The 22988-nt window shown below is 72.6% G+C and carries 25 protein-coding genes and 1 tRNA gene; 13 read left to right on the forward strand and 13 right to left on the reverse strand.

Annotated features, from left to right (window positions below):
- Positions 1–41 precede the first annotated feature (41 nt).
- The gene (locus tag AC5WRT_RS24795; RefSeq protein ID WP_496100606.1) at positions 42–458 is read left to right on the forward strand and encodes a lytic transglycosylase domain-containing protein; all 417 of its coding nucleotides are present in this window, start codon (positions 42–44) and stop codon (positions 456–458) included.
- A gap of 115 nt (positions 459–573) precedes the next feature.
- The gene (locus AC5WRT_RS24800; protein ID WP_496096574.1) at positions 574–1272 is read left to right on the forward strand and encodes a YoaK family protein; all 699 of its coding nucleotides are present in this window, start codon (positions 574–576) and stop codon (positions 1270–1272) included.
- Between the two features lie 85 nt (positions 1273–1357).
- On the opposite strand, the gene AC5WRT_RS24805 is transcribed toward AC5WRT_RS24800, so the two are convergent.
- On the reverse strand, positions 1358–2593 hold the full coding sequence (locus AC5WRT_RS24805) for a cytochrome P450 (protein WP_496100615.1): 1236 nt from the start codon (positions 2591–2593) through the stop codon (positions 1358–1360).
- A 248-nt stretch (positions 2594–2841) separates the two neighbouring features.
- Between AC5WRT_RS24805 and AC5WRT_RS24810 the strand changes: the two genes are divergently transcribed.
- Positions 2842–4011 carry a steroid 3-ketoacyl-CoA thiolase gene (locus AC5WRT_RS24810; protein WP_496096575.1) on the forward strand — a complete coding sequence of 390 codons (1170 nt, stop codon included), beginning with the start codon at positions 2842–2844 and terminating at the stop codon, positions 4009–4011.
- A gap of 287 nt (positions 4012–4298) precedes the next feature.
- On the opposite strand, the gene AC5WRT_RS24815 is transcribed toward AC5WRT_RS24810, so the two are convergent.
- Both AC5WRT_RS24815 and AC5WRT_RS24820 read right to left on the reverse strand, forming a co-directional pair.
- Positions 4299–4481, reverse strand: a complete 183-nt coding sequence (locus tag AC5WRT_RS24815; protein ID WP_496096576.1) for a hypothetical protein — start codon at positions 4479–4481, stop codon at positions 4299–4301.
- A 76-nt stretch (positions 4482–4557) separates the two neighbouring features.
- Positions 4558–6600, reverse strand: coding sequence for a bifunctional glycosyltransferase 87/phosphatase PAP2 family protein (locus AC5WRT_RS24820; protein WP_496096577.1), 2043 nt, complete (start codon positions 6598–6600; stop codon positions 4558–4560).
- A 389-nt stretch (positions 6601–6989) separates the two neighbouring features.
- Between AC5WRT_RS24820 and proP the strand changes: the two genes are divergently transcribed.
- The 3 genes from proP to AC5WRT_RS24835 all read left to right on the forward strand — a co-directional run bounded on the left by proP (position 6990) and on the right by AC5WRT_RS24835 (position 9529).
- Complete coding sequence (proP, locus tag AC5WRT_RS24825) at positions 6990–8363, forward strand: glycine betaine/L-proline transporter ProP (protein ID WP_496096578.1); 1374 nt, start codon at positions 6990–6992, stop codon at positions 8361–8363.
- Positions 8364–8647: 284 nt separating this feature from the next.
- On the forward strand, positions 8648–8812 hold the full coding sequence (locus AC5WRT_RS24830) for a hypothetical protein (protein ID WP_496096579.1): 165 nt from the start codon (positions 8648–8650) through the stop codon (positions 8810–8812).
- 45 nt (positions 8813–8857) lie between these two features.
- A complete protein-coding gene (locus AC5WRT_RS24835; protein WP_496096580.1) occupies positions 8858–9529 on the forward strand; it encodes an O-methyltransferase in 672 nt (223 codons plus the stop codon).
- A gap of 28 nt (positions 9530–9557) precedes the next feature.
- Here the strand turns inward: AC5WRT_RS24835 and AC5WRT_RS24840 are convergent, their stop codons facing one another.
- Positions 9558–9950: an FHA domain-containing protein gene (locus AC5WRT_RS24840; protein WP_496096581.1), complete on the reverse strand. Its 393-nt coding sequence runs from the start codon at positions 9948–9950 to the stop codon at positions 9558–9560.
- Positions 9951–10065: 115 nt separating this feature from the next.
- Between AC5WRT_RS24840 and AC5WRT_RS24845 the strand changes: the two genes are divergently transcribed.
- A complete protein-coding gene (locus AC5WRT_RS24845) occupies positions 10066–10503 on the forward strand; it encodes a DnaJ family domain-containing protein (protein WP_496096582.1) in 438 nt (145 codons plus the stop codon).
- 44 nt (positions 10504–10547) lie between these two features.
- On the opposite strand, the gene AC5WRT_RS24850 is transcribed toward AC5WRT_RS24845, so the two are convergent.
- Entirely contained in the window at positions 10548–11483 is a 936-nt protein-coding gene (locus tag AC5WRT_RS24850) for a hypothetical protein (protein WP_496096583.1), read from the reverse strand.
- Between the two features lie 5 nt (positions 11484–11488).
- Positions 11489–12121, reverse strand: coding sequence for a hypothetical protein (locus AC5WRT_RS24855; protein ID WP_496096584.1), 633 nt, complete (start codon positions 12119–12121; stop codon positions 11489–11491).
- A 193-nt stretch (positions 12122–12314) separates the two neighbouring features.
- Here AC5WRT_RS24855 and AC5WRT_RS24860 point away from each other — a divergent pair, with 193 nt between their 5' ends.
- The gene (locus AC5WRT_RS24860; protein ID WP_496096585.1) at positions 12315–12818 is read left to right on the forward strand and encodes a GNAT family N-acetyltransferase; all 504 of its coding nucleotides are present in this window, start codon (positions 12315–12317) and stop codon (positions 12816–12818) included.
- On the opposite strand, the gene AC5WRT_RS24865 is transcribed toward AC5WRT_RS24860, so the two are convergent.
- Positions 12805–14844, reverse strand: a complete 2040-nt coding sequence (locus tag AC5WRT_RS24865; protein WP_496100607.1) for an MDR family MFS transporter — start codon at positions 14842–14844, stop codon at positions 12805–12807. The two genes, AC5WRT_RS24860 and AC5WRT_RS24865, sit on opposite strands and share 14 nt — an antisense overlap.
- A 140-nt stretch (positions 14845–14984) precedes the next feature.
- Here AC5WRT_RS24865 and AC5WRT_RS24870 point away from each other — a divergent pair, with 140 nt between their 5' ends.
- Positions 14985–15914, forward strand: a complete 930-nt coding sequence (locus tag AC5WRT_RS24870) for a peptidoglycan-binding domain-containing protein (RefSeq protein ID WP_496100608.1) — start codon at positions 14985–14987, stop codon at positions 15912–15914.
- Between the two features lie 253 nt (positions 15915–16167).
- Here the strand turns inward: AC5WRT_RS24870 and AC5WRT_RS24875 are convergent, their stop codons facing one another.
- From AC5WRT_RS24875 to AC5WRT_RS24885, 3 genes are all read right to left on the reverse strand, one after another.
- Positions 16168–16836 carry an HAD family hydrolase gene (locus tag AC5WRT_RS24875; RefSeq protein WP_496096588.1) on the reverse strand — a complete coding sequence of 223 codons (669 nt, stop codon included), beginning with the start codon at positions 16834–16836 and terminating at the stop codon, positions 16168–16170.
- 180 nt (positions 16837–17016) lie between these two features.
- Positions 17017–17598, reverse strand: a complete 582-nt coding sequence (locus tag AC5WRT_RS24880; RefSeq protein WP_496096589.1) for a TMEM165/GDT1 family protein — start codon at positions 17596–17598, stop codon at positions 17017–17019.
- 390 nt (positions 17599–17988) lie between these two features.
- Complete coding sequence (locus AC5WRT_RS24885) at positions 17989–18603, reverse strand: DedA family protein (protein ID WP_496096590.1); 615 nt, start codon at positions 18601–18603, stop codon at positions 17989–17991.
- Positions 18604–18840: 237 nt separating this feature from the next.
- On the opposite strand from AC5WRT_RS24885, the gene AC5WRT_RS24890 reads away from it, so the two are divergent.
- Complete coding sequence (locus AC5WRT_RS24890) at positions 18841–19374, forward strand: superoxide dismutase family protein (protein WP_496096591.1); 534 nt, start codon at positions 18841–18843, stop codon at positions 19372–19374.
- Positions 19375–19444: 70 nt separating this feature from the next.
- Here AC5WRT_RS24890 and AC5WRT_RS24895 read toward each other — a convergent pair whose 3' ends face one another.
- Together AC5WRT_RS24895 and AC5WRT_RS24900 are read right to left on the reverse strand one after the other, a co-directional pair.
- Positions 19445–19900, reverse strand: a complete 456-nt coding sequence (locus AC5WRT_RS24895) for a DoxX family protein (RefSeq protein ID WP_496096592.1) — start codon at positions 19898–19900, stop codon at positions 19445–19447.
- Positions 19901–20156: 256 nt separating this feature from the next.
- The gene (locus tag AC5WRT_RS24900) at positions 20157–20387 is read right to left on the reverse strand and encodes a DUF2277 domain-containing protein (protein WP_496096593.1); all 231 of its coding nucleotides are present in this window, start codon (positions 20385–20387) and stop codon (positions 20157–20159) included.
- 94 nt (positions 20388–20481) lie between these two features.
- Here AC5WRT_RS24900 and AC5WRT_RS24905 point away from each other — a divergent pair, with 94 nt between their 5' ends.
- Positions 20482–21393, forward strand: coding sequence for a ketopantoate reductase family protein (locus AC5WRT_RS24905; RefSeq protein ID WP_496096594.1), 912 nt, complete (start codon positions 20482–20484; stop codon positions 21391–21393).
- Between the two features lie 128 nt (positions 21394–21521).
- Positions 21522–21863: a DUF8825 domain-containing protein gene (locus AC5WRT_RS24910; protein ID WP_496096595.1), complete on the forward strand. Its 342-nt coding sequence runs from the start codon at positions 21522–21524 to the stop codon at positions 21861–21863.
- A gap of 45 nt (positions 21864–21908) precedes the next feature.
- Here AC5WRT_RS24910 and AC5WRT_RS24915 read toward each other — a convergent pair.
- Positions 21909–21983 (reverse strand) — tRNA-Val (locus AC5WRT_RS24915).
- A 194-nt stretch (positions 21984–22177) separates the two neighbouring features.
- On the opposite strand from AC5WRT_RS24915, the gene AC5WRT_RS24920 reads away from it, so the two are divergent.
- Positions 22178–22948 (forward strand): DUF4097 family beta strand repeat-containing protein, encoded by a 771-nt coding sequence (locus AC5WRT_RS24920; protein ID WP_496100609.1) that lies wholly within the window; start codon positions 22178–22180, stop codon positions 22946–22948.
- Positions 22949–22988: the final 40 nt, after the last annotated feature.

Genomic DNA, 22988 nt, shown 5'->3' on the forward strand with positions numbered 1-22988 from the left:
CCATGCGGGCGATCCCCTGTCCCCGACGCAAGAGGTACTCCGTGTCCGTCTCCTTCATCCGCCGCATCGCTTCCCCGAAGAAGGCCCTCACCACCGCCGCCGTGGCCGCCGCCACCGTCGGTCTGGCTCTGTCCGCGGCGCCCGCTCAGGCCGCGGCTCCCGCATCGGCCTCCTCCGCCCGGGCGATCGCGCACAAGATGATCCCGGACGCCGCGCAGTTCAACGCGTTCAGCAAGATCGTCTCGCACGAGAGCGGTTGGAACCCGTCCGCGACCAACTCCTCGTCCGGGGCCTACGGCCTGGTCCAGGCCCTGCCCGGCTCGAAGATGGGCTCCGCCGGCAGCGACTGGAAGACCAACCCGGCCACCCAGATCAAGTGGGGCCTGGACTACATGAACTCCCGCTACGGCAGCCCGGTCAAGGCCTGGAGCTTCTGGCAGACCAACGGCTGGTACTGAGCCGTCCACCCCTGCGCCCCCCGCAGCGCGGCCCATGGCCGCCGAAGGCGGCGGCCCCCGATCCCCGGGCCGCCGCCTTCGGCGTTCCCGTCCGTCCGCGTGGTCAACTGGGGCGGTGAGCACAGCGGATGACACAGCGCCGGAAGAGACGGACGCCCCGGAGGCACGCGGGCTGCGACTGGTGGTCGTCCTGCTGATCCTGACCGTGGTCAGCGGGATCGTCGACGCCGTCAGCTATCTGGGGCTCGGCCGTGTCTTCACGGCCAACATGACCGGCAACGTGGTCGTCCTGGGCTTCGCGGCGGCCGGCGCGCCCGGCTTCTCGGTGCCCCATACGGCGACCTCGCTCGGCTGCTTCCTGCTGGGCGCGGTGACCGGCGGCCGGCTCGCGGCCCGCGTCGGCACGGGCTCGCGCCGCACCTGGACCCGCCTCACCCTCACGGCGGAGGCCGTCCTGGTGGCCCTGTCGGCGGCGGTCGCCTTCACCTGGCCGCACGCCACCGGCACCGTCTACGCCCTCATCGCCCTCACCGGCTACGCGATGGGCCTGCGCAACGCCACCGTCCGCAAGCTGGGCGTCGCCGACCTCACCACCACCGTGCTGACCATGACCCTGACCGGTCTGGCCTCCGAGTCCCGCATCGGCGACGCCACCGGCCACCGTTCACCGCGCCGCACGGCCTCGGTCCTCGCCATGCTCGCCGGCGCCTGCCTGGGCGCATGGCTGGTCCTCCATCACGGCCTCGGCTTCCCGCTGCTGATCGCGGCGGTGGCGTCGGGCGCCCTGGCGGTCCTGGCCTCGGGCCGCGAGTGAGCGGCACGGACCTCGGGGGAGGCAGGAACAGGGCGTCGGGTGAGGGGTGTTCCTGCCTCCCTCGAGGTGGGCCGACCCGCCCGGGTCAGCCGGTGGTGACCTGAAGCTCCTTGACCCCGTTGATCCAGGCCGAGCGCAGCCGGCGCGGGGCGTCGGCCAGCCTGAGGCCCGGCATCGCGTCGGCGATCGCGTTGAAGATCAGGTCGATCTCCAGGATCGCCAGGGACTTGCCGAGGCAGTAGTGCGGACCGCCACCGCCGAAGCCGAGGTGGGGGTTCGGGTCGCGGGTGATGTCGAAGGAATCGGGATCGGTGAAGACCGCGGGGTCGTGGTTGGCGGAGGCGTAGAACAGTCCCACGCGATCACCCTTCCGGATCTTGGCCCTGCCCAGTTCGGTGTCCTGGGTGGCCGTCCGCTGGAAGGCGTTGACCGGGGTCGCCCAGCGCACGACCTCCTCGGCCGCCGTGGACGGCCGCTCACGTGTGAACAGCTCCCACTGCTCGGGGTGGGTGAGCAACGCGTGCATCCCGTGCGTGATGGCGTTCCGGGTGGTCTCGTTGCCGGCCACCGACAGCATCAGGACGAAGAAACCGAACTCGTCCGGGTCCAGGTTGCCCTCGTCCTCCGCCGCGACCAGGGTCGTGACGATGTCGTGGGCCGGGCACCTCTTCCGCTCGGCGGCCATGTTCATCGCGTAGGCGATGATCTCGGCGGCCGACTCCGCCCCGACCTCCTCGGTGATGGCGTACTCGGGGTCGTCGTAGGCGATCATCCGGTTGGACCAGTCGAAGATCTTGGACCGGTCCTGCTGCGGTACGCCGATCAGCTCCGCGATGGCCTGGAGCGGCAGTTCGCAGGCGACCTCGGTGACGAAGTCGAAGGGCCCGGAGCGTGCGCGGGCGGCCGCGACGATGGCCTCGGCACGCGCCCGGAGCCGTCCCTCGAGGGCACGGATGGAACGTGGCGTGAAGCCGCGCTGCACGATCTGCCGCACCCGCGTATGTTCCGGGGGATCCATGTTGAGCAGGATCAGCCGCTGTGCGTCGATCGCGTCGCGCTCGATGTGCTCGTTGAAGCGGATGATCGCGGTGTTGACGGTGGAGGAGAACAGTTCCGGATGCGTGGAGACGTGCTTGACGTCCGCGTGCCGGGTCACCGCCCAGTAGCCGGCGTCGGCGAAGCCCGCGACGCCGTACGGCTGCGGGATCCAGCGGACCGGCTCGGTACGGCGCAGCTCGGCGAACTCCGGGAGGGGCACGCGGTGGTGCAGCAGATCGGGGTCGGTGAAGTCGAACCCGTCGGGCAGCGCGGGGCAGTGCATCGGCGACTCCCGTCGTCCGGTCATGAGTTCCGTTCTGACGGCCCATCAGCGAGTGCCGTGAAGGTAGTAACGGGTTCTACAAGTAGCAAGGGGTACGGCGGCTCCGATCCGTCGGGAATTCGCGCAGATCGCGACTCCAGCACCTGCAAGACCCTTGCGGTGATGGACGTCGCGTCAGCACACTGCTGGACAGAACTAGAACGCGTACCAGTTCTGGAGGAGAGCCCTCTCGGAGAGGACCCGCACCCATGGCCGCCGAACCCGTGATCGTCGAAGCCGTACGCACCCCCATCGGCAAGCGCGGCGGCGCGCTCGCCAATCTGCACCCCGCCTATCTCCTGGGCGAGACCTACCGTGAACTCCTCGGCCGCGCCGGCATCCCCGCCGACGCGGTCGAGCAGATCGTCGGCGGCACGGTCACCCACGCCGGCGAACAGTCCATGAACCCCACGCGCACGGCCTGGCTGACCATGGGGCTGCCGTACGAGACCGCCGCCACGACCGTCGACTGCCAGTGCGGCTCCTCGCAGCAGGCCTCGCACATGGTGGCCAACATGATCGCGAGCGGCGTGATCGACGTCGGCATCAGCTGCGGTGTGGAGGCGATGAGCCGGGTGCCGCTGGGGTCGGGATCCAAGCACGGCCCGGGGAAGCCCTTCCCCGACGAGTGGAACGTCGACCTGCCCAACCAGTTCGAGGCGGCCGAACGCATCGCCCGTCACCGCGGGTTGACCAGGCCGGACGTGGACGCCCTGGGGCTGAGGTCGCAGGGGCGGGCCGCGCTCGCCTGGGCCGAGGAACGCTTCAAACGGGAGACGTTCGCGGTCCAGGTCCCGACCACCGAGGAGGAGCAGTATGCCGGTCAGGGCATGTGGCGGCTCGTGGACAAGGACGAGGGCCTGCGGGACACGTCCATGGAGGCGCTCGCGGGATTGAAGCCGGTGATGCCGACGGCCGTGCACACAGCGGGCAACTCGTCCCAGATCTCGGACGGGGCGGCGGCCGTCATGTGGGCGTCGAAGCGGATGGCCCGCGCCCTGAGGCTGAAGCCGAGGGCGAGGATCGTCGCCCAGGCGCTGGTCGGCGCCGACCCGCACTTCCATCTCGACGGCCCGATCGACGCGACGCGCGCGGTGCTGGGCAAGGCCGGGATGTCGCTGAAGGACATCGACCTGGTCGAGATCAACGAGGCCTTCGCGTCGGTGGTGTTGAGCTGGGCCCGGGTCTTCGAACAGGACCTGGACAAGGTCAACGTCAACGGCGGTGCGATCGCGTTGGGCCACCCGGTCGGCGCGACGGGCGCCCGCCTGATCACCACGGCCCTGCACGAACTCGAGCGCGCGGACAAGGAGTTCGCGCTCGTCACCATGTGCGCGGGCGGTGGGCTGGCGACCGGGACGATCATCCAGCGGTTGTAGGGGGGTCAGCGGCCTCGACGCGGCGGTCCTCCAGGACGGCGACCGGCAGACGGGCGGTGACCGGGCGGGCCCTCGGCAGGACCCTCACGCATCCGGCCCGACCGTCTCCCCGGCCCGTTCTGCCATCGCCTCGAGAACGGTCCGGCCCGTCGCTCACGCGGCGGGGCCAGTGCCCCGAGGTCCTCATGGGGCTGGGCGGGCGCCGCCCGCAGGGCGATGCTCCGGCCGGCCATCCGCGCCGGCGACTTGGCGCGCGACGAAGACGTCCGGATCGTCCATCCCGGCGGTCACCTCGGGTGGATGGATCTCGGGTCCACGTGGCCGGGGAACGCGTCGCGCAGGGCGAGCAGGACAGTGGTCTGATCGGGGCCGGGCAGGTCCCCGACGAACACGTGGCCGGACGCGGCGCCCGCGGAGACCGCGCGCCGTGCCTTCTCGTCCGTCACATGGCTCAGGACGAAGGCGGCCACGTCGTCGAAGAGGGCGGACGTGGCGAACCGAACGAGGTGCTCCCCGACTCGCCCGGGGGCAGCGACACGAGCTTGGTCACCGCTGCCCCTCCGGCACGGCGAGCGGGGCGGGGGACTCCTGGCGTGCCGCCGTCGCCGTGACGAGTTCGGCTCGCGGGCCCTGGAACAGGTACGACAGCCCGAACCCCGCGCTCACCACCATCGCGCCCCCCACCGCGTCCAGCACCCAGTGGTTGCCGGTGGCGATGATCGCCGAGACGGTGAGGAGAGGGTGCAGGAGGCCGAGGGCCTTCATCCACCGCTTCGGGGCGATGACCGCGACGACCAGTCCGCACCACAGGGCCCAGCCGAAGTGCAGCGAGGGCATCGCCGCGTACTGGTTGGTGAGCGCGGTCAGGGCGCCGTAGTCCGGCTTGGAGAAGTCCTGGACGCCGTGGACGGTGTCGATGATGCCGAGGGTCGGCATCAGGCGCGGCGGGGCCAGCGGGAAGGCCCAGAAGCCGATCAGGGCGAGGAAGGTGGCGAAGCCGAGGGAGGCGCGGGCCCAGCGGTAGTCGACGGGGCGGCGCCAGTAGAGGATGCCGAGGATCGTCAGCGGGACCACGAAGTGGAAGGACTCGTAGTAGAAGTCGAAGAAGTCCCGCAGCCAGCCGACCCGCACCACCGCGTGGTTGGCCCAGTGCTCGATGTCGATGTGCAGGAACCGCTCGGTGTCCAGCACGATGTGCCCGTGGTGCTCGGCGCGGGCCCGGCCGCCGGAGACGGTGCCGCCGGTCGCGGCGAGCCGCACCTGGGAGTAGGCGGCGTACACCACCCGGATCAGCAGCAGCTCCAGGAGGAGGTTGGGGCGGGTGAGGACCCGGCGGAGGAAGGGGAGCAGGGGGACGCGCCGGAAGCGGGCCGGCACCGGTGGCGCGTACTGCGTCGGGATCGGCCGCCGGTAGGTGGGGGACGTCCGGGACAGGAACGGCACGGACGTGGCCGCGGCCAGCGCCGCGAGGAGGACGAGGTTGTCGCGCAGCGGGTGCATCAGCGCCATGTTCGGCAGCATCATCTTCGCCGGGAGGGTCGTCACCAGGATCATCGCGACCGGCCAGACACAGCGGTCGGAGACCCGCCTGCCGACCCGGCCGACCATGGCGAGCAGCACCCACAGCAGCTGGTGCTGCCAGGCGGTCGGGGACACGGCGACGGCGGCGCAGCCGGTGATCGCCACGGCGAGCAGCAGCTGGCCGTCGTGGGCGTAGTGGACGGCGCGGCGCAGGGCGCGGGCGGCGACGACGGCGCCCAGCGAGAGGAAGAGCGCGATCTCCAGCGGGCCGGTCAGACCGAGTCGGAGCAGGGCGCCGTGCAGGGACTGGTTGCCGAGGGCGTCGGCCTTGCCGCCGAGGCCCACCCCGGCCATGTGGTGCACCCAGTAGGTGTACGAGTCGTGCGGCAGCGCCGCCCAGGCGAGCGCGGCACAGGCGGTGAAGGTGACGGCGGTGGCGGCGGTGGCCCGGCGCCGGCCGGTGAACCACAGCAGCGGGGCGAACAGCAGCAGGGCCGGTTGCAGCGCGGCGGCCAGGCCTATGCACACCCCGCTCCCGCGCTCCCCGCGCACGGCGAAGCAGCCGAGCAGGACGAGCAGCACCGGGATGATGCTGGTCTGGCCGAGCCACAGGGCGTTGCGCACCGGCAGGGACAGCATGAGCAGGCCGACCGCGACCGGCGCGGCCAGCAGGGAGGTGCGGCGGCCGACCGGCTGGGGCAGCGCGCGGGCGGCCACCAGGCCGAGGGCGACGACCAGCAGGAGGGTGCCGAAGGTCCAGCCCCAGCCGAGGGCGGCCTCGGCGGAGCGGGTGAGGGGTTTGAGGACCAGTCCGGCGAAGGGCGTGCCGGTGAACCGGGTGGAGTCGTAGAGCGAGCCCTTCACGTGCAGCACGCCGTGCGGACCGACCCAGGTCTCCAGGTCGGTCAGCCGTTCGCCGCTCGGTGTGGTGAGGACCACGGTCAGCTGCCGTACCGCGAGGATCGCGACCACCGCCCACAGGCCGAGCCGGGCCGCGCGCAGTCGCGCCTCCGCCGGGGCCCTGCCGAGGGTGTCCGCAGGTCGCCCGCTGTGCTCCACGTTCGCCACGCCTCGTCGGCCTCCCGCCCCGTCGGTCCCCGGCGCCGCGCACGCCGGGTGCTTCTGAGAACCCTATGAGGGTCCCAGCCTCCGGGAGAAGGACGCAGGCAACCGTGGCTTCACCTGACGTCCGCCCTCCTTTTGTCCGGAAGACGACAGTCAGGAGGGGGGTGGTTGCCCGGCCGCGGCGCGAGAAGGGTCACAGCGTCCGGCCGGATCGGCCGGCCATGAACGGGCGGACGTGCCTGCGTACGCACCGTTTGGATGCCCTGCGCAGCTGAGCGGCTGCGGGACGTGAGGGGCCACCATCCCCCTATGGTCGTTTTTCGGCCCGTTTCCCGGCAGCGCCGCCGCACGGGCCGCGCCCTGTCCCCGACGAAAGGTAGGCGAGCCCCGTTTTGGCGACCGTCACTGCCGTCACCCCGTCCCTGAGGACCCGGCGGGCCGGCACCGCCCGCGACGTCACCGTCACCGACCCCGCGCTGGTCAAGCGCGCCGTGAAGGCGGCCGCGCTCGGCAACGCGATGGAGTGGTTCGACTTCGGTGTCTACAGCTACATCGCCGTCACGCTGGGCAAGGTCTTCTTCCCGTCCGGCGACCCCACCGCGCAGTTGCTGTCGACATTCGGCGCTTTCGCGGCGGCCTTCCTGGTCCGGCCGCTGGGCGGCATGGTCTTCGGCCCGCTGGGCGACCGCGTGGGCCGCCAGAAGGTACTCGCCCTCACCATGATCATGATGGCGGCGGGCACGTTCGCGATCGGTCTGATCCCGTCGTACGGCTCGATCGGCGTCGGCGCGCCGCTGCTGCTGCTCGCCGCCCGGCTGGTGCAGGGCTTCTCGACCGGCGGTGAGTACGCGGGCGCCTCGACCTTCATCGCCGAGTACGCCCCCGACAAGAAGCGTGGTTTCTTCGGCAGTTGGCTGGAGTTCGGCACGCTGGCCGGTTACATCGGCGGCGCGGGTCTGGTCACCCTGATGACCGCGCTGCTGTCGTCGCAGGCTCTGCTGTCCTGGGGCTGGCGGGTCCCGTTCCTGATCGCGGGCCCGATGGGCGTCATCGGCCTGTACCTGCGGATGCGGCTGGAGGAGACCCCGGCGTTCGCGGCGGAGGTGGAGAAGGCGGAGGCCGCCCGGCCGAAGGTGCCGCTGCGCGAGATGGTCGCGGGCCAGTGGAAGGCGCTGCTGCTGTGCATGGGCCTGGTGCTGGTCTTCAACGTCACCGACTACATGCTGCTGTCGTACATGCCGAGCTACCTCACGAGTGAGCTGAGGTACGACGAGACGCACGGGCTGCTGGTCGTGCTGGGCGTGATGGCCCTGATGATGATCGTCCAGCCGTTCGCCGGGGCGCTGACCGACCGGGTCGGCCGCCGTCCGGTGATCGCCGTCGGCTGCGCCGGTTTCCTGTTCCTCTCCGTCCCCGCGCTGCTGCTGGTCCGCCAGGGCAGCCTGCTCGCCGTCGCGCTGGGCATGGGCGCGCTGGGTCTCCTGCTGGTCTGCTTCACGGCGGCCATGCCGGCCGCGCTGCCCGCGCTCTTCCCGACGCGGGTGCGGTACGGGTCGCTGTCCATCGGGTTCAACGTGTCGGTGTCCCTGTTCGGCGGGACGACACCGCTGGTCGTCACCGCGCTGATCGGGGCGACGGGGAACATGATGATGCCCGCCTATTACATGATGGCCGCGGCTGTCGTGGGCGGGTTCGCGGTGTGGCGGATGTCGGAGTCGGCGGGCCGGCCGTTGCCGGGTTCCGCCCCGGCGGTCGAGGGCCGGTAGGCGCCGCGAGGGCTCCTCACCCGAGCCGGGTGCGGGTCCGTCGTGGCCGGTCGCGCCCGCGCGGCGGCAGCCGCACGTCGGACACGGCCCGGCGCCCCCGGGGAGTGGCAGTCGCCGGCGTCGGAAGGCGGCGTGGTCTTCGCAGGCCGCCGCCACTCCCCTGCCGACGCCCTCGGCGCGCAGGCCGCCGGAAGGCCGTAGCCGACCGCCCTCACCCAGCGGTTCCCGACCCGGCCCGCAATTCCGGCGACGACGAGTTGCGCCGGGCGGCGGCCGGCACCCCGGTGCAGCAGGTGGTCCGCGAGGGCCGGCTGCGCGAGATCTGGGCCTCGGTGCCCACCATGGACCGCGCCCTCCCGGCGGCCCGCGCCGTCGCCGAGATGGCTCGTACGGCGCCCCGGCGGGCAGCAATTCCGCCGGTGATCACCCCGTCGGGGCGCCTCGGCTGAGACGATGGCGGGGAAGGGCAGGCACTCGGGAAAGGCAGCAGGACCATGAGCGACTCCCAGCTCTGGGACGACGTCGACGACTACTTCACCAGCCGCCTCGCGCCCGACGACGAGGCACTGCGGGCGGCCCGGCGGGAGAACGACGCGGCCGGGCTGCCGCACATCGCCGTCACGGCGGCACAGGGCAAGTTCCTCCAGCTGCTCGCCCAGGTGCAGGGCGCACGGCACATCCTGGAGATCGGCACACTCGGCGGTTACAGCACGATCTGGCTGGCCCGCGCCCTGCCGGAGGACGGCAGACTCGTGTCGCTCGAGTACAACGCCAAGCACGCCGAGGTGGCCGCCCGCAACATCGCCCGGGCCGGCCTGGACCGGATCGCCGAGGTACGGGTGGGCCCGGCCCTGGAGTCGCTGCCCAAGCTCGCCGACGAGAACCCGGCCCCGTTCGACCTGGTGTTCATCGACGCCGACAAGGCCAACAACGGGCACTACGTGGAGTGGGCGCTGCGGCTCACCCGCACCGGCAGCCTGATCGTCGTGGACAACGTGGTGCGCGGCGGCCGGGTCACCGACGCGGACAGCACCGAGCCCGACGTGGTGGGCACGCGCGCCGCGATCGAGCTGATCGCCACCCATCCGAGGCTGAGCGGCACGGCGATCCAGACGGTCGGCACCAAGGGCCACGACGGCTTCGCGCTGGCCCGCGTGCTGGACTGAGCCCTCCCCGGTGAGGCCCGGCCGGGCCTCAGACCTCGTGATAGAAGCCGACGTTGACGCTGCGCGCCGCGGTGCGGTCCTGGACGACGATCTCGCCGGACCCGCCGCGCGGCAGCGCCACGGTCGCGCCGTAGCCCACGGGCTGCGCGTACTCCCCGACACTCAGCCGTACTTCGGAGGCCGGGTCGGTCTGTGAGCCGCGCAGCCAGGTGAGATGCCAGCCACCGTCGGGAGCGCACGCGAACTCCAGATGGACCCGGGAGACGAACAGCCAGTCATCGGGAGTGACCAGCCGGCACACCGACGCGTCCCGGCCGACCCGGAGCACGGCGCCCGGCTCGCTCGGCGCCTCGGCCATCGTCATGCCGGCGGTGGCGCCCGCGTCCTCCCCGGAGACGGTGGCCATGGTGAGTTCGAGCACGTGCGTTTCCCCCTGTACGACCGACTGCACGACCATCGTGGCACGGCGGCCGGATCGGCGGACCGCCGCCGCATGATAAAACGCCCGGCGGCACCGCGTCCGGCACAATGGACTCATGACCGAGCGAAAGCCACCGGGTGTGCCGTTCGAGTCCTGGGTCGACAGGCAGATCCGCGACGCGCAGGGGCGCGGTGAGTTCGAGCGGCTGCCGGGGGCAGGTGAGCCGCTGCCCGCCGAGCTCGACTCCGCGTATGACGAACTGTGGTGGGTGAAACGGAAGTTGGCGCGCGAGGGACTGTCGGTCCTGCCGCCCTCCCTCGCCCTGCGCAAGGAGGCGGAGGACGCGCTCGCGGCGGCCTGCGCGGCGCCCTCCGAGCGGATCGCACGGAAGATCATCGAGGACGTCAACGTCAAGATCAAGGACATGATGTTCAAGCCGCCGCCCGGCCCCCCGCTGGGCAAGAAGCCCTACGACGTCGAGGAGGTCGTACGCGAGTGGCGGCAGCGCAGGGTTGCCGCCAGGGGGGAGCTGCCGGATCCTGGTGCCGCGTAGGCACGACGGATCCGATGCCGCGCGCGGCGGCGGGTCGGGGCGCCTCACAGGTGCAGCAACCGCCCGGCCAGTTCCCGGTAGTCGCGCAGGGCGAGCCTGAGCTGCTCGGTGTCGGCGTCCGTGCCCGGCCCCCGGTCCTCGGAGGCCTCCCAGGACCGCCGCAGCGTACGGCGGCGCCGCTCCACCGCCTCCTCGAACCGCCCCGCGATCTCCGCGAGCAGGTGATCGGCCTGCTCGACCGCCGTCCGGGGCTCGTCCACGAACCCCGTGGCCAGCCGCCGCATGCGCTGCTCCCACTGCTCGGTCTCCTCGTGCGGCAACAGCGGCGCACCCGCCCCGGAGGGTGCGGGCGCGGGCTCACCGACGGCGTCGGAAACGGCGGCGAAACGGCCGGTGCCGGCTGCGGACGCCGACTCGGGGGCGGTCGGCCCCCCGGCTTCGGCGGCGGGGGCCGTCGCCGCCCGGCCGCCCGGTGCGGTGGGCCAGGCGTCCGGCGCCGGGTACTCGGTCGTGTGCGCCTCGCGCGCGCCCATCTCACCGGAGGACGGCACCCCCAGCCCGTCGTCCGGCATGGGACTCTCGTATCCCGCCCGGCTCCCGGCGGACATCCCGCCCTCGCCCGGCACCGCGCCGTCTCCCGGTGTCCCGCTCCTCTCCGGGGCCGGCTCCATGCCCCGGCGGCGCGGTTGCCCGGTGCCCGCGCCGGTCGCCAGGGACTCCGTGCCCGGCATCAGGCCCTCCGAGCCGGGAGCGGGGGTGCGGTCGTCGGCGCTGAGGCCGTTCGTACCGGGGCCGGTCGAGCCCGGCGGCCGGGACAGCGGCGGCGGTTCGCCGGGGAGGCGGTCCTCCGGGTCCCTCGGGGTGTGGTGGTGCAGCGGCGCGTCCTCGGGGGTCCAGTCCTCGTCGGGCAGCGGCTGCGGGATGCGGCCGGCGCGAGGCGCGTCGCGCTCGTCGCCGGGACCGCTCGTCCTGTCCGTCATGACGCTCAGCTCTCCTTCGGACGGCTCCGGGCGAAGGCACGCGGTGTCTGGGCCGCGCGATGGCGGCCGCTCTCCCGGGCCGGGTGGGTCAGGTCGTCGAAGAGGGCGCGGGCGCCGACGAGCGCGGTGCGCATCTCTTCGGTGCCGGAACCGGCCTCGGTCAGTCCGTGGCTCGGCCCGGCATGCGCCACCCGGTGCACCCGCCGATAGCCGTCGACATGGTCGGCGTGGTGCACGGACAGCGCGGCGAGCTGCTCGTCGTACCGCCCGCCGTCCGGGTAGCCGCGCGCGGCGGCGAGTTCCGCGAGCAGCCGGTCGGCCTCGGCCACCGCCTGCCGCGGCGCGTCGACGAAGTGTTCCTGTACGGCCGTCCAGCGGGCCTCGAACTGCTCCCGCCCGGCCGGGTCCAGTGGCCGTTCCCGCAGGTCGCCGTGGCGTTGGACACGCTCGGTCAGTTCCTGTTCGGCGGCCTTGGTGTCACCGCCGTGCCGCGCGACCGCCCGTTCGTACTCGGGGCCGAAGCGCCGCTTCAGGCCGGGCCCGCCGGCCCGCCCGCGGCTGAACCGGGCCACGGCGAGGGCCGCGCCGACGACCAGGACCGCGACGATCACGATCAACACGATCAGGCCTGTGGACATGGTTGCCTTCCCATCCACGCCGGCCCTCTTGGCCGGCTCTCCTTCCGGGTCACCCGGAAGAACCGTCACAAACGGCGACCGGCCCATCCGAGCGGCGAACGCGGGGTACCCCGTGCCCCTCCCCGACGGCCCGCACCGGCGCCCGGCCGAAATTCGCTCGGCGGTGTCGTCACGGCCGCCGACAATGGGTGGCATGACGTGGACGATCACCCCGGAACCGCACGACTCGCCGGTCGCCGCCGCGCTGTGGCGGGCGTACTACACCGAGGTCAGCGACCGCTGGTACCTGCTGCACGAGGGCCGGCGCACCGACCCGGACGAGCTGGAGCGGGAGATCGCCGCCGGGGCCGGCGCCGGACTCGCCCCGCCGGCCGGGCGGTTGCTCGTGGGGTGGTACGGCGGCGAGCCGGGCGGTTCGGCGGGGGTACGCCTGCTGGAACCGGACACGGCGGAACTGACCCGGGTGTTCGTGCACACGCACCTGCGTGGCAGGGGCGGCGCCGCGCTCCTCGTGGCCGCCGCCGAGGGGGCCGCCCGCGCGCTGGGCGCCCGGCGGCTGATCCTGGACACCCGCGACGACCTGGTCGAGGCCCGCGCCCTGTACGCCCGGCTCGGCTACACCGAGACCGCCCCGCACAACGACGACGTGTACGCGGAGCGCTGGTTCCGCAAGGAACTGGCGGTCAGGCGGGCCTGACCCGCGCGGCCTCGTGCGGGCGTTCGCGGTCGGTGCCGCACAGTTCGGAGGTGAGTTCCGAGACGAGCCGGGTCAGGTCGGTCGAACGGCCGGGCGCCCACCAGTCGCCGAGGAGTTCCGCCAGGGACTCCTCGCGGGCCTTGGCGAGCCGTTCGGCGGCCGTCCGGCCGGATGCGGTCAAGTACAGGTCCAGGCCGTGGCGTTCGGCGAGGTGCCGCTCCTCGACCTGGCGGGCGGCGGCGAGGACGGCGTCGAGCGGTACGGGGCTGCGCTCGGCGAGCACGGCCGGTTCGACCGAGCCGTACTTGCGGACGCGCAGCAGCATCCAGCTGGCTGCGGGCAACAGGTCGTACCCGGCCCGTTCGGTGATCGTCCGGTAGATCTCACGGCGGCCCTCGCGGGTGCCGAGCAGGGACAGGGCCCGCGCGCACTCGTCGTAGGAGGACCGCTCGACCGGGTTGGGCGGGATGGTCTCGGAGGCGTCCGGCGCGGTGACCGAGCCGCGCAGCCGGTCCTCCCTCAGGAACCAGGCCAGCAGGAAGCCGAGGACGGCGACCGGGGCGGCGTAGAGGAAGACGTCGGTGATGGCGGACGCGTAGGCGTGCAGGGCCGCCGGGCGCAGGGCGGGCGGCAGGGCGGCGATGCCCCGTGGGTCGGCCTTGAGCGCGTTCGCGTTCGTGCCGGGCGGCAGACGGGCACCGCGGAAGGCGGCAGTGAGCTTGTCACCGAGACGGCTCGCGAACACCGTGCCGAAGATCGCCACGCCGAAGGAGGCGCCGATGGAGCGGAAGAAGGTCGCGCCGGAGGTGGCGACGCCCAGGTCCTCGTACGACACGGCGTTCTGCACGATGAGGATCAGCACCTGCATGACCAGGCCGAGTCCGAGGCCGAAGACGAAGAAGCAGGTGCTCATCTCCACCGTCGGGCTGTGCTCGTCGAGCCGGTGCAGCAGGAGCAGGCCGACGGCGGTGACGGCGGTGCCGGTGACCGGGAACACCTTCCAGCGGCCGGTACGGCTGACGATCTGCCCGGAGATCGTCGACGACAGCAGCAGACCGACGACCATGGGCAGCATGTGCACACCGGAAAGCGTCGGCGAGATGCCGTGCACGACCTGCAGGAACGTCGGCAGATAGGTCATCGCGCCGAACATGGCGAAGCCGACGATGAAGCTGATGACGGCGGCGAGCGTGAAGGTACGGATGCCGAACAGCTTCAGCGGCAGCACCGGTTCGGCGGCACGCCGCTCGACGGCGACGAACGCCACGGCGAACAGCGCACCCAGCACGGCCGACCCGATGAGCTGCGGTGAGCCCCAGGCCCAGGTGGTGCCGCCGAGGGAGGCGACCAGAACGAGGCAGATGGCGACGGAGGCGATCAGGAGGGTGCCGAGGTAGTCGATGACGTGGTGGGCGGTGCGGCGCGGGATGTGCAGGGCGGTGGCGACCACGGCGAGCGCGACGGCGCCGACGGGCAGATTGACGTAGAACACCCAGCGCCAGCTCAGATGCTGGGTGAGCAGCCCGCCGAGCAGCGGCCCGAGAACGCTGGCCGCCCCGAACACGGCCCCGAACAGCCCCTGGTAGCGGCCGCGTTCGCGCGGCGGCACGATGTCGCCGACGATCGCCATGGACAGCACCATCAGCCCGCCGCCGCCCAGGCCCTGCAGCGCGCGGAACGCGATCAGCTGCGGCATGTTCTGCGCCATGCCGCACAGCGCGGAGCCGATGAGGAAGATGACGATCGCGGTCTGGAAGAGCCGTTTGCGGCCGTACTGGTCGCCGAGTTTGCCCCACAGCGGGGTGGCGGCGGTCGAGGCCAGCAGATAGGCGGTGACCACCCAGGACAGATGCTCCAGACCGCCGAGGTCGCTGACGATGGTGGGCAGCGCGGTCGACACGATCGTCTGGTCGAGCGCGGCGAGCAACAGCCCGAGGAGCAGGGCGCCGATCGAGACGAACACGTTGCCGCAGACGTGCTCGGCGGCCTGTGTCTCCTTCTCCGCGCCGTGCGTGTCCAGGGCCATGGAGACCTCCCGGGGCTCGGGTACACCTCTTCCATCGTGGTCGGTGTCACCCTTTATGGCCTGTTGAGTCCCGCGTTTTTGGCGGCGCATGCGAAGAAGGTGCGCATAAGGTCTGTAGTTCGTGAGGGGAGGGCGAACACGTGACTGATTCCGAGGATTTCCTGGGCCACGCCTGCCCGGAGTGCGGGGCGCCGAGACGCCCGGACCGCAGCCCGTCCTGCGACTGCACCGCACGCGCGGCCGAGGCCCTGCGCGAGACGCGTACGGCCCAGGCGGCAGCGGTGGAGGACTTCGATCCCCTGCGCATACGACCGTACGTGGCCTTCGAGAGCTCCCTTCCGGCACCGAAGGTGACCGGCGCGTCACATGACGTGGAGGGGGCGGCCGAGGGCGCCGCGGGAACCGCGGCCCCCGACGACGGAGCCGAGCACGCGACGGACGGGACGGCCACGACGGCACCGCAGCCGGAGGACAACGCACCGCGCCCGCACCGGGGGAGCGCCCGTCGCGCCGTCCTGCTGTCGGTGGCCGGCGCCGCAGTGGCCGTCGTGGCCGCCGCCGGGCTGGCGAGCGGGCTGCTGTCGTATCACCCGCCGTCCCGGGACCGCGGGGCGCGGGAGGTGAGGGAGAGGGTGCCGGACGTGCGCGGCTCGGCCCCCGCGTCACCGACGGCACCCTTTTCGCCCGCGCCGCCCCGCTCCGCCGCCCCGGCGCGGTCCCCCTCGACCGCTCCGGCGAGCCCGTCGGCGACAGCGTCCGCGTCGCGGACCCCGTCCGCCTCCGCCGGTACGAGCCGCCCGGCCTCCCCCACCGCCTCGGCCACCCCGCGGAGCACCCCCGCCGCCACCCCGGTGCTGCAACTCGGCGACGAGGGCCCCGAGATCACCGAACTCCAGGAACGCCTGAGCCAGTTGAACCTCTACGGCGACGAGATCACCGGTGTCTTCACCCGCCCGCTGGAGGACGCCGTACGCAACTACCAACTGGCACGCGGCATCCGGGGCGACACCCTGGGCGTGTACGGGCCGGCGACACGCAAGAGCCTGGAGGCGGAGACTTCCGAGCCGTAGTCGAGCCCACGGCTCGGCAGAGCCCGGGGACGCAGACGGCGAAGGCCCCGGTGCAGCCCGTCCGGCGTCTGCGGACGAGGCCGTTCGGGCGACCGGGGTCAGGGGGCGGAGCCCGTGGCGGGGCGGGGCGGAGCCCCTGACGGAGGGAGACAGCGGGGGCGAACCGCCCATGACGCCCCCCGTGCCGGCGCGCGACCGGAACCCACGTCAGCCGATACGCGACCGGCACGCCGGCCGACGCCCCACCGCCACGTCAGCCGATGTGCACCCGCATCGCCCCGTCCCCCGTCGCCTCCACGCGCACCCGCGTGAGATCCCGCACCACCACGTCAGGCTCGTGCAGCCCCGCCCGCGGCCCGACACCCACCACGGTCATCCCCGCGGAGCGCCCGGCGGCGATCCCGGCCCCCGAGTCCTCGAAGACCACGCAGTCCGCCGGATCCACCCCCAGTTCGGCCGCGCCCTTCAGGAACCCCTCTGGATCGGGCTTGCTCGCGCCGACCGACTCCGCGGTGATGCGGACGTCCGGCATCGGCAGCCCGGCGGCGTGCATGCGCGCGGTGGACAGCGGCACGTCGGCGGAGGTCACCAGCGCGTGCGGGAGACCCCGCAGGGAGGTGAGGAAGGCAGAGGCGCCGGGGATCTCGACGACGCCCTCGGTGTCGGCGGTCTCCTCGGCGAGCATGCGCGCGTTGTCGGCGAGGTTGTGCTCCACGGGCCGGTCGGGGAGCAGGACTGCCATGGAGGCGTGTCCCTGCCGGCCGTGGACGACCTTCATCACCTCGTCGCCGTCCAGCCCGTGCCGCTCGGCCCAACGGCGCCAGATGCGCTCGACGACGGCGTTCGAGTTGACGAGGGTGCCGTCCATGTCGAGCAGGAGGGCGCGGGCAGTGAGGACGGTGGGCGTGGCGGTGGCCGTCATCGGCAGCTCCAGGAACGAAGAAGGCCCGAAGGGCGGGACGAGCCCGAAGGGGCAAAGGAGCCCCGCCCGCCGGTCAGGGAGAACGGGCGGGAGCCACTTTGTTTCTCCACGGTACAAAATCCGGCCGGATCCCGCCACCGCCTCCGGAAAGGTTTCACCGGGCGTTCAGCTCGGCCGGACTCAGCCGGCCACCGCCTCGTACAGGCCCCACACGCCGAGTCCCAGCATCAGCAGCGCCGCGATCCGCGTGATCAGCCGCAGCGGCACCCTCTTCATCAGCGCCTTCCCACCGACGATGCCGAGTCCGGCGACGGCCCACAGGCCGAGCACCGCGCCGAGCCCGACGGAGAGGGGGGCGTTGTAGCGGGCGGCGAGGTTGGCGGTCATGATCTGGGTGAGATCGCCGAACTCGGCGACGAGGATCAGCGTGAAGCCGGTGCCGGCGACCTTCCAGAAGGACTGGTCGGCCGGCTTCTTGATCTCCTCCTCGTCCTCGTGCTTCTGCAGCAGCAGCATCGCCGCGCCGCCGAGGAAGAGGACGCCGGTGATGGCGTGCACGATCCGCTGGGGCAGCAGGGTCAGCGCGCTGCCGGCCGCGACGGCCAGCACGACGTGCAGCAGGAAGGCGGCGGCGACACCCGCGAAGACGTAGCCGGCGCGGTAGCGGGTGCCGAGGACGAGGCCCGCGAGCGCGGTCTTGTCCGGCAGCTCGGCAAGGAAGATGACGCCGAAGACGAGCGCCGTCACGGTGATGCTGATCAAGGTCCCTCAATCGGTCGGGCTGCCCCGCCGAGAGTGCGGTACGTCGTGCGATGACACCTCGGCACGGCAGCACACTCGGCGCCCGTGCCGCGGGGACACGGGCGTGCACTGCTTGCCGAAGGTCTCGCTGGCGGCCTCGAAGAACTCGATGGCTCCGCCTCCGGGCGCCGGCTCAGGCTGGCTGAGCAGTATGTCGACGGTCCGGCGAAGAGCTACTCCCCTTCTGCGCCCCCCATCGTACGGGATGTGGAGGTTCGGCCGCGAACACCGCCGGATGCCTATGGTGACATGAACGCGTCATGCATGCCCGAGCGCTCGCTCGTCACCCACGCGGCCCTCGCGAGCACGCTCCCGGACCGGACACGGCCCCACACCCCCGGGACGCGGGGGTCAGGAAGCCGGGCGGCGCCGCATCAGGTACCCCGCCGCCGCGCCCGCCGCGCACAGGGCGACGAACGAGACGGCCGTGGCCAGCCAGGTCGCGCCGAGCCACTGGGCGCCGTAGTAGCCGAGGGCCACGCTGTAGGCGGCCCAGGAGAGGCCGGCCAGGGCGGACCAGGGGACGAAGTCGCGGGCGCGGCGGTGGGCGGCGCCCGCACAGAAGGAGACGACCGAGCGGCCGGCGGGGGCGAAGCGGGCGAGGACCACCAGCGCGCCGCCGCCCCGGGTCAGGGCGTCGCCGAGACGTTCCTGCGCGGCGGTCAGCCGCCGGGAGCGCGCTATGGCCCGGTCCAGCCGCTCGCCGCCCCGCCAGGCCAGGCGGTACGCCACCAGATCGCCGAGGACCGAGGCCGTCGCCGCGGAGAGGACCAGGACCAGGAGGTCCGGCACGTTGTGCGGGACCTGGCCGGTCGCCGCGCCCGACCCGGCCGCCGCCGCCGTACCCGCCGTGATGACGAGCACGCCGCTCGGCAGCACCGGCACGAACACGTCGAGCAGTACGGACACGACCACCGCGGCATAGATCCATGGCCCGGCGGCCAGTGACCCCACACTCTCGAACACGACGACTCCCCCGGCTCCCCCGTTGACAGCCGTACAGCGTACGCCGGTGGTGTGGCAGGAGGGCCTCCGGGGGCCGAGGGGGCTACTGAGAGTCGATGCGGTCGCTGCGCCGCGTCACCCGAACGGTGGCGGCTGTGCGGCGCGGCCGTGCCGTGTCCGTGGCAATGGAGACAGACCTGCACGGACCTCAGGCACACATCCGAGAACGGCGCATTGGCGCAGAAAAAGGTGCACATCATGGTGGCAGCCGTTTACGCGGGCGCTCTCGCCGCGGCCCTCATCGCGACCGGAACTTCGAGCACCGCGCATGGTTACTCCCTGGAGGCCTACGGCGCGTTCTCCCCGCCGGGCGGGTCGGCGAAGGCGAACGCGGTGACGTACGACAAGAAGCTCGTCCCGCCCGGCGCCCTGATCCTGGTCCGCCAGAACACGGCGGCGAACGGCGCCACGACCGTCGAGATGCGAGTGGCCGGCGTCAAGCCCAACCACCTCTTCGGGGTCCACGTCCATCAGAAGGCCTGCGGCGCCGACCCGGCCGCCGCAGGCAAGCACTACCAGAACAAGCCCGGCACGGACGCTGCCCACACCACCGAGGACAACGAGATCTGGCTGGACTTCAAGTCCGACGCGAACGGGATCGGCGGCGCCAGGGCCGAGCACTCCTGGTCCTTCCGCAAGGGAGAGGCCGGCTCGGTGCTGATTCACAACGAGCCCGGCATGAAGGGCGCCCGGGTGGCCTGCCTCACCGTGCCGTTCCGCGGGGGGTCGTGAACGGGGACCGGCCGCGGGAAAGGGGCGGCGCCCTTGCCCCCCTGTGGCGGGGAAGGGCGCCGTCGTCGTGTCAGGCGGCTATCGGGGTCTGCTCGGTGGTGGCCCGGCCGTCCGCGACGGCGCGGCGGGCGACGAGCCGGTCGAGCCCGAAGGCGCCGGAGCCGGTGAAGACCAGCAGGAAGAAGGACCAGCAGAACAGCACGGGCAGCTCGCCGCCGTTCTGGATGGGCCACAGCGCGAGGTGCTGGTGCACGTCGAAGTAGGCGTACGCCATCGAGCCCGAGGCGAGCAGCGCGGCCCCCCGGGTCCCGAGACCGAGGAGCACCAGGGCGCCGGCGACCAGCTGGATCACGGCCGCGTACCAGCCCGGCCAGGTGCCGGCCGGGATCGTGCCGCCCCGGGTGCCGACGGCGCCGCCGAGGACGCCGAAGAGGGACGCGGCGCCATGGACGGTGAAGAGCAGGCCCACGACGATGCGGAAGAGCCCGAGGACGTAGGGCTGAGCGGTATGGAGACGTGCGGTCATGAGCGGGGTTCTCCTCTTCGGTGTCGGTCGGGCCGGCCGGGGACGTTCGAGGGCCGGTCGTGGGGGCGGCGGTACCGAATGGAGCACCCAGGTTAGGAGTGCCTAATCAGTGCTTGGAAGTTCAACATTTGGCCATAGGTGAGCCCAAGCGCCGGCCGAGCGGCGCGGACGGGCCCGCAAGGGCCGCGCAGGGCCGTGCAGGTCTGTCAACTGGGCGTATGCGCGGACCAGTTGTCTCATGACGCGGCACCGGGTGCTACGGGGCGCTCCTGACCGACCGCCCCCGCACCTCCAGCCCCCCGAGCAGTTCCGCCGTGGCCTCGGCGACCGCCGCCACCGCACGGTCGAAGACCTCGCGGTTGTGCGCGGCGGGGGCCCTGAAGCCCGAGATCTTCCGCACGTACTGCAGTGCGGCGGCGTGGATGTCCTCCTCCGTGGCCTCACCAGGCAGCACGGGCGGACGCAGGGTCTTGATGCTCCGGCACATGCCCCCCAGTCTCACGCACCTCTGGCCGCGGTGCGATGATCCCGCCGAAGGCGGCCACCGACCCCCGGGGCCGACCGTCGAGAGGAAGAGCCTCATGGCGAACGCCTTGGCGAAAAAGAACACCGTGGCCGTACTCGGACCCGGCGGCGTCGGCGGCCTCCTGGCCGCTGTGCTGTCCCGCTCCGGACACCGGGTGATCTGCCTGGCCCAGGACAGTACGGCCGACACCCTGCGCCGTACCGGAATCACCGTCCGCAGCCCGCAGTTCGGCGTGTTCACCGCCCCCGTCGAGGCGGACACCGAGCTGCGCGAGCCGGTGGACGCCTGCCTGATCGCCGTCAAGCACACCGCGCTGGACGCCGCGCTCACCCGGCTACCGCCCGCCGCGCTGGGCGACGCCCTCGTCGTACCGCTCCTGAACGGCGTCGAACACCCCGCGGGCCTGCGCGCCCGGTACCGTCCCGACCGGGTCGCCCCGGCCGTGATCCGGGTGGAGTCGACGCGGACCGGCCCCGGCATGATCGAACACGGCAGCCCGTTCACGGAGATCGACCTGGCCGGGGACGCCGTACCCCGGCCCCGTCTCGACGAGCTGGCGGCCGCCCTGGCGTCCGCCGGTACGACCGCCCGTGCGGTCGAGGACGAAACGGCGGCCCTGTGGGCCAAGATGGCGTTCCTCGCTCCCTTCGCCCTGCTCACCACCCGGTACGGCCTCCCGCTCGGCGAGGCCCGCACCCGGCACCGGGACGAACTGGAGGCACTGGTGGCCGAGGCCGGCGCGGTCAGCCGCGCCTGCGGCGGCCCGGCGGACCCGGCCCGGGCGATGGCCCGCTACGACGCCTTCCCGCCCGGCGCGAAGTCCTCCATGCAGCGCGACGCCGAGGCGGGTCGGCCGCTCGAACTCGACGCCGTCGGAGGGGCGTTGCTGCGCGCGGCAGACCGGCACCGCGTACCGGTGCCGGTGACGGCCCGGCTGGTGGACGAGCTGCGGGCAGCCGGTCACTGACGACGGCACGGCCCTGCCACGGGTCCGGCGGGCGGGCCCCGCCCGCCGGACCACCCGTTCGGCTGAACCTCCCGCGGACCTCGCGAACGAGCTCGCCCCTCAAAATCGAACAGGCGTAGCATTGGCGTGTGGCTACGACCTATGAATTCCCCAGTGACCTCCTCGCCGGTCAGGAGGAGCTGCATCAGGTCCGGGCCGAGCTGTCGGCCCTGCTCAAGCGTCTGCCCTGGTCGGTCGAGCCGATGGACGGCTTCAGCGACGACACCGGCTGGCGCAAGGTGGAGCGTCCCGCGTCCCCGGGCTGGACGGCGGACGAGCAGGCCGAGGTGGAGAAGCTGCGCCGCCGCGAGCACGAACTCGCGGTGTTCGTCAGCACCCACCGTTTCTGGGCCGAGGTCGCGGCAGCCGACCGCATGGACGCCCGCTCCGTGCTCAAGCACGCCCACGAACAGCCCGACGAGGAGGAATGACGGCGCGATGACGAAAGCCCCCGGCCGCATGGGCCGGGGGCTCGCTGGTGGGCGCGGACGGTTTCGAACCGCCGACATCCTGCTTGTAAGGCAGGCGCTCTACCCCTGAGCTACGCACCCGGACGCCCGAGCACGCGCCCAGGACGATTCGACAGCCTACCTTGCCGGCACCGGTGCGCGGCAAACCCGTCGCGCCGGGTCCGGGGCCGTCCACGGGGGTTGACCCCACCCCCGACCGGGGAGCTGTCCGGATCACCGTTCTCACCTGGATCGTCTACGGTCGTCGCAGACCGTCCCAGGGGGGAGAACTTCTCATGACCCGTTCCGTTTCCGTCCGCGCCGCCTTACTGGCCGTGGGCACCGGGGTGCTCGCCGCCGGACTCAGCGCCTGTGGTGCCTCGGCCGATGACGACAGGCACCCGGCCCACCGTTCCTTCGCCCTCCACGGCCGGACGCTCACCGTCGACTCCGACGACGCGGCGATCGAGCTGGTCGCCTCCCGGAGGCACGAGGCGGGTCCGGTCCGGGTCACGCGGTGGTTCCAAGGATCGGTGGCCATCGGCAGCGGGCCGAAGCTCGGCTGGTCGCTCGACGGCAACCGGCTGGTGCTGCGGGAGCACTGCTCGGGGCTGCTCGCCGACTGCTCGGCCCGCTACCGCATCGAGGTGCCGGCCGGGATCGGCGTCAAGGTGGTCGACGGGAGCGGCAGCGTGCGGGCCAGCGGGTTCACGGCCGCACTCGGCATCCGTACGAGCAACGGCGATGTCCACGTCACCGACTCCACCGGGCCGGTGGACCTGGGATCCGACAACGGCACGGTCCGCGCGGACGTCACCTCCCGCCGGGTACGGGCCGACGTCGGCAACGGCACGGTGGACCTTCGCCTCGGCGCCGTACCCGACACGGTGAACGCCGGCAGCGACAACGGGAGCGTGACGGTCAGCCTGCCCCGCGCCGAGTACCACGTGACGGCCGAGTCGGACAACGGCCCGGTCTCGGTGGGGGTACCGCAGCGCGACCGGAGCCCGCACCGGGTGACCGCGGACTCCGCGAACGGGAAGGTCACGGTCCGTACCGCGAACTGACCGGCCCGTGTGTTCGTCTACAACGGGTGGGAGAATGACA

The sequence above is a fragment of the Streptomyces sp. NTD91 genome, assembly GCF_059510455.1.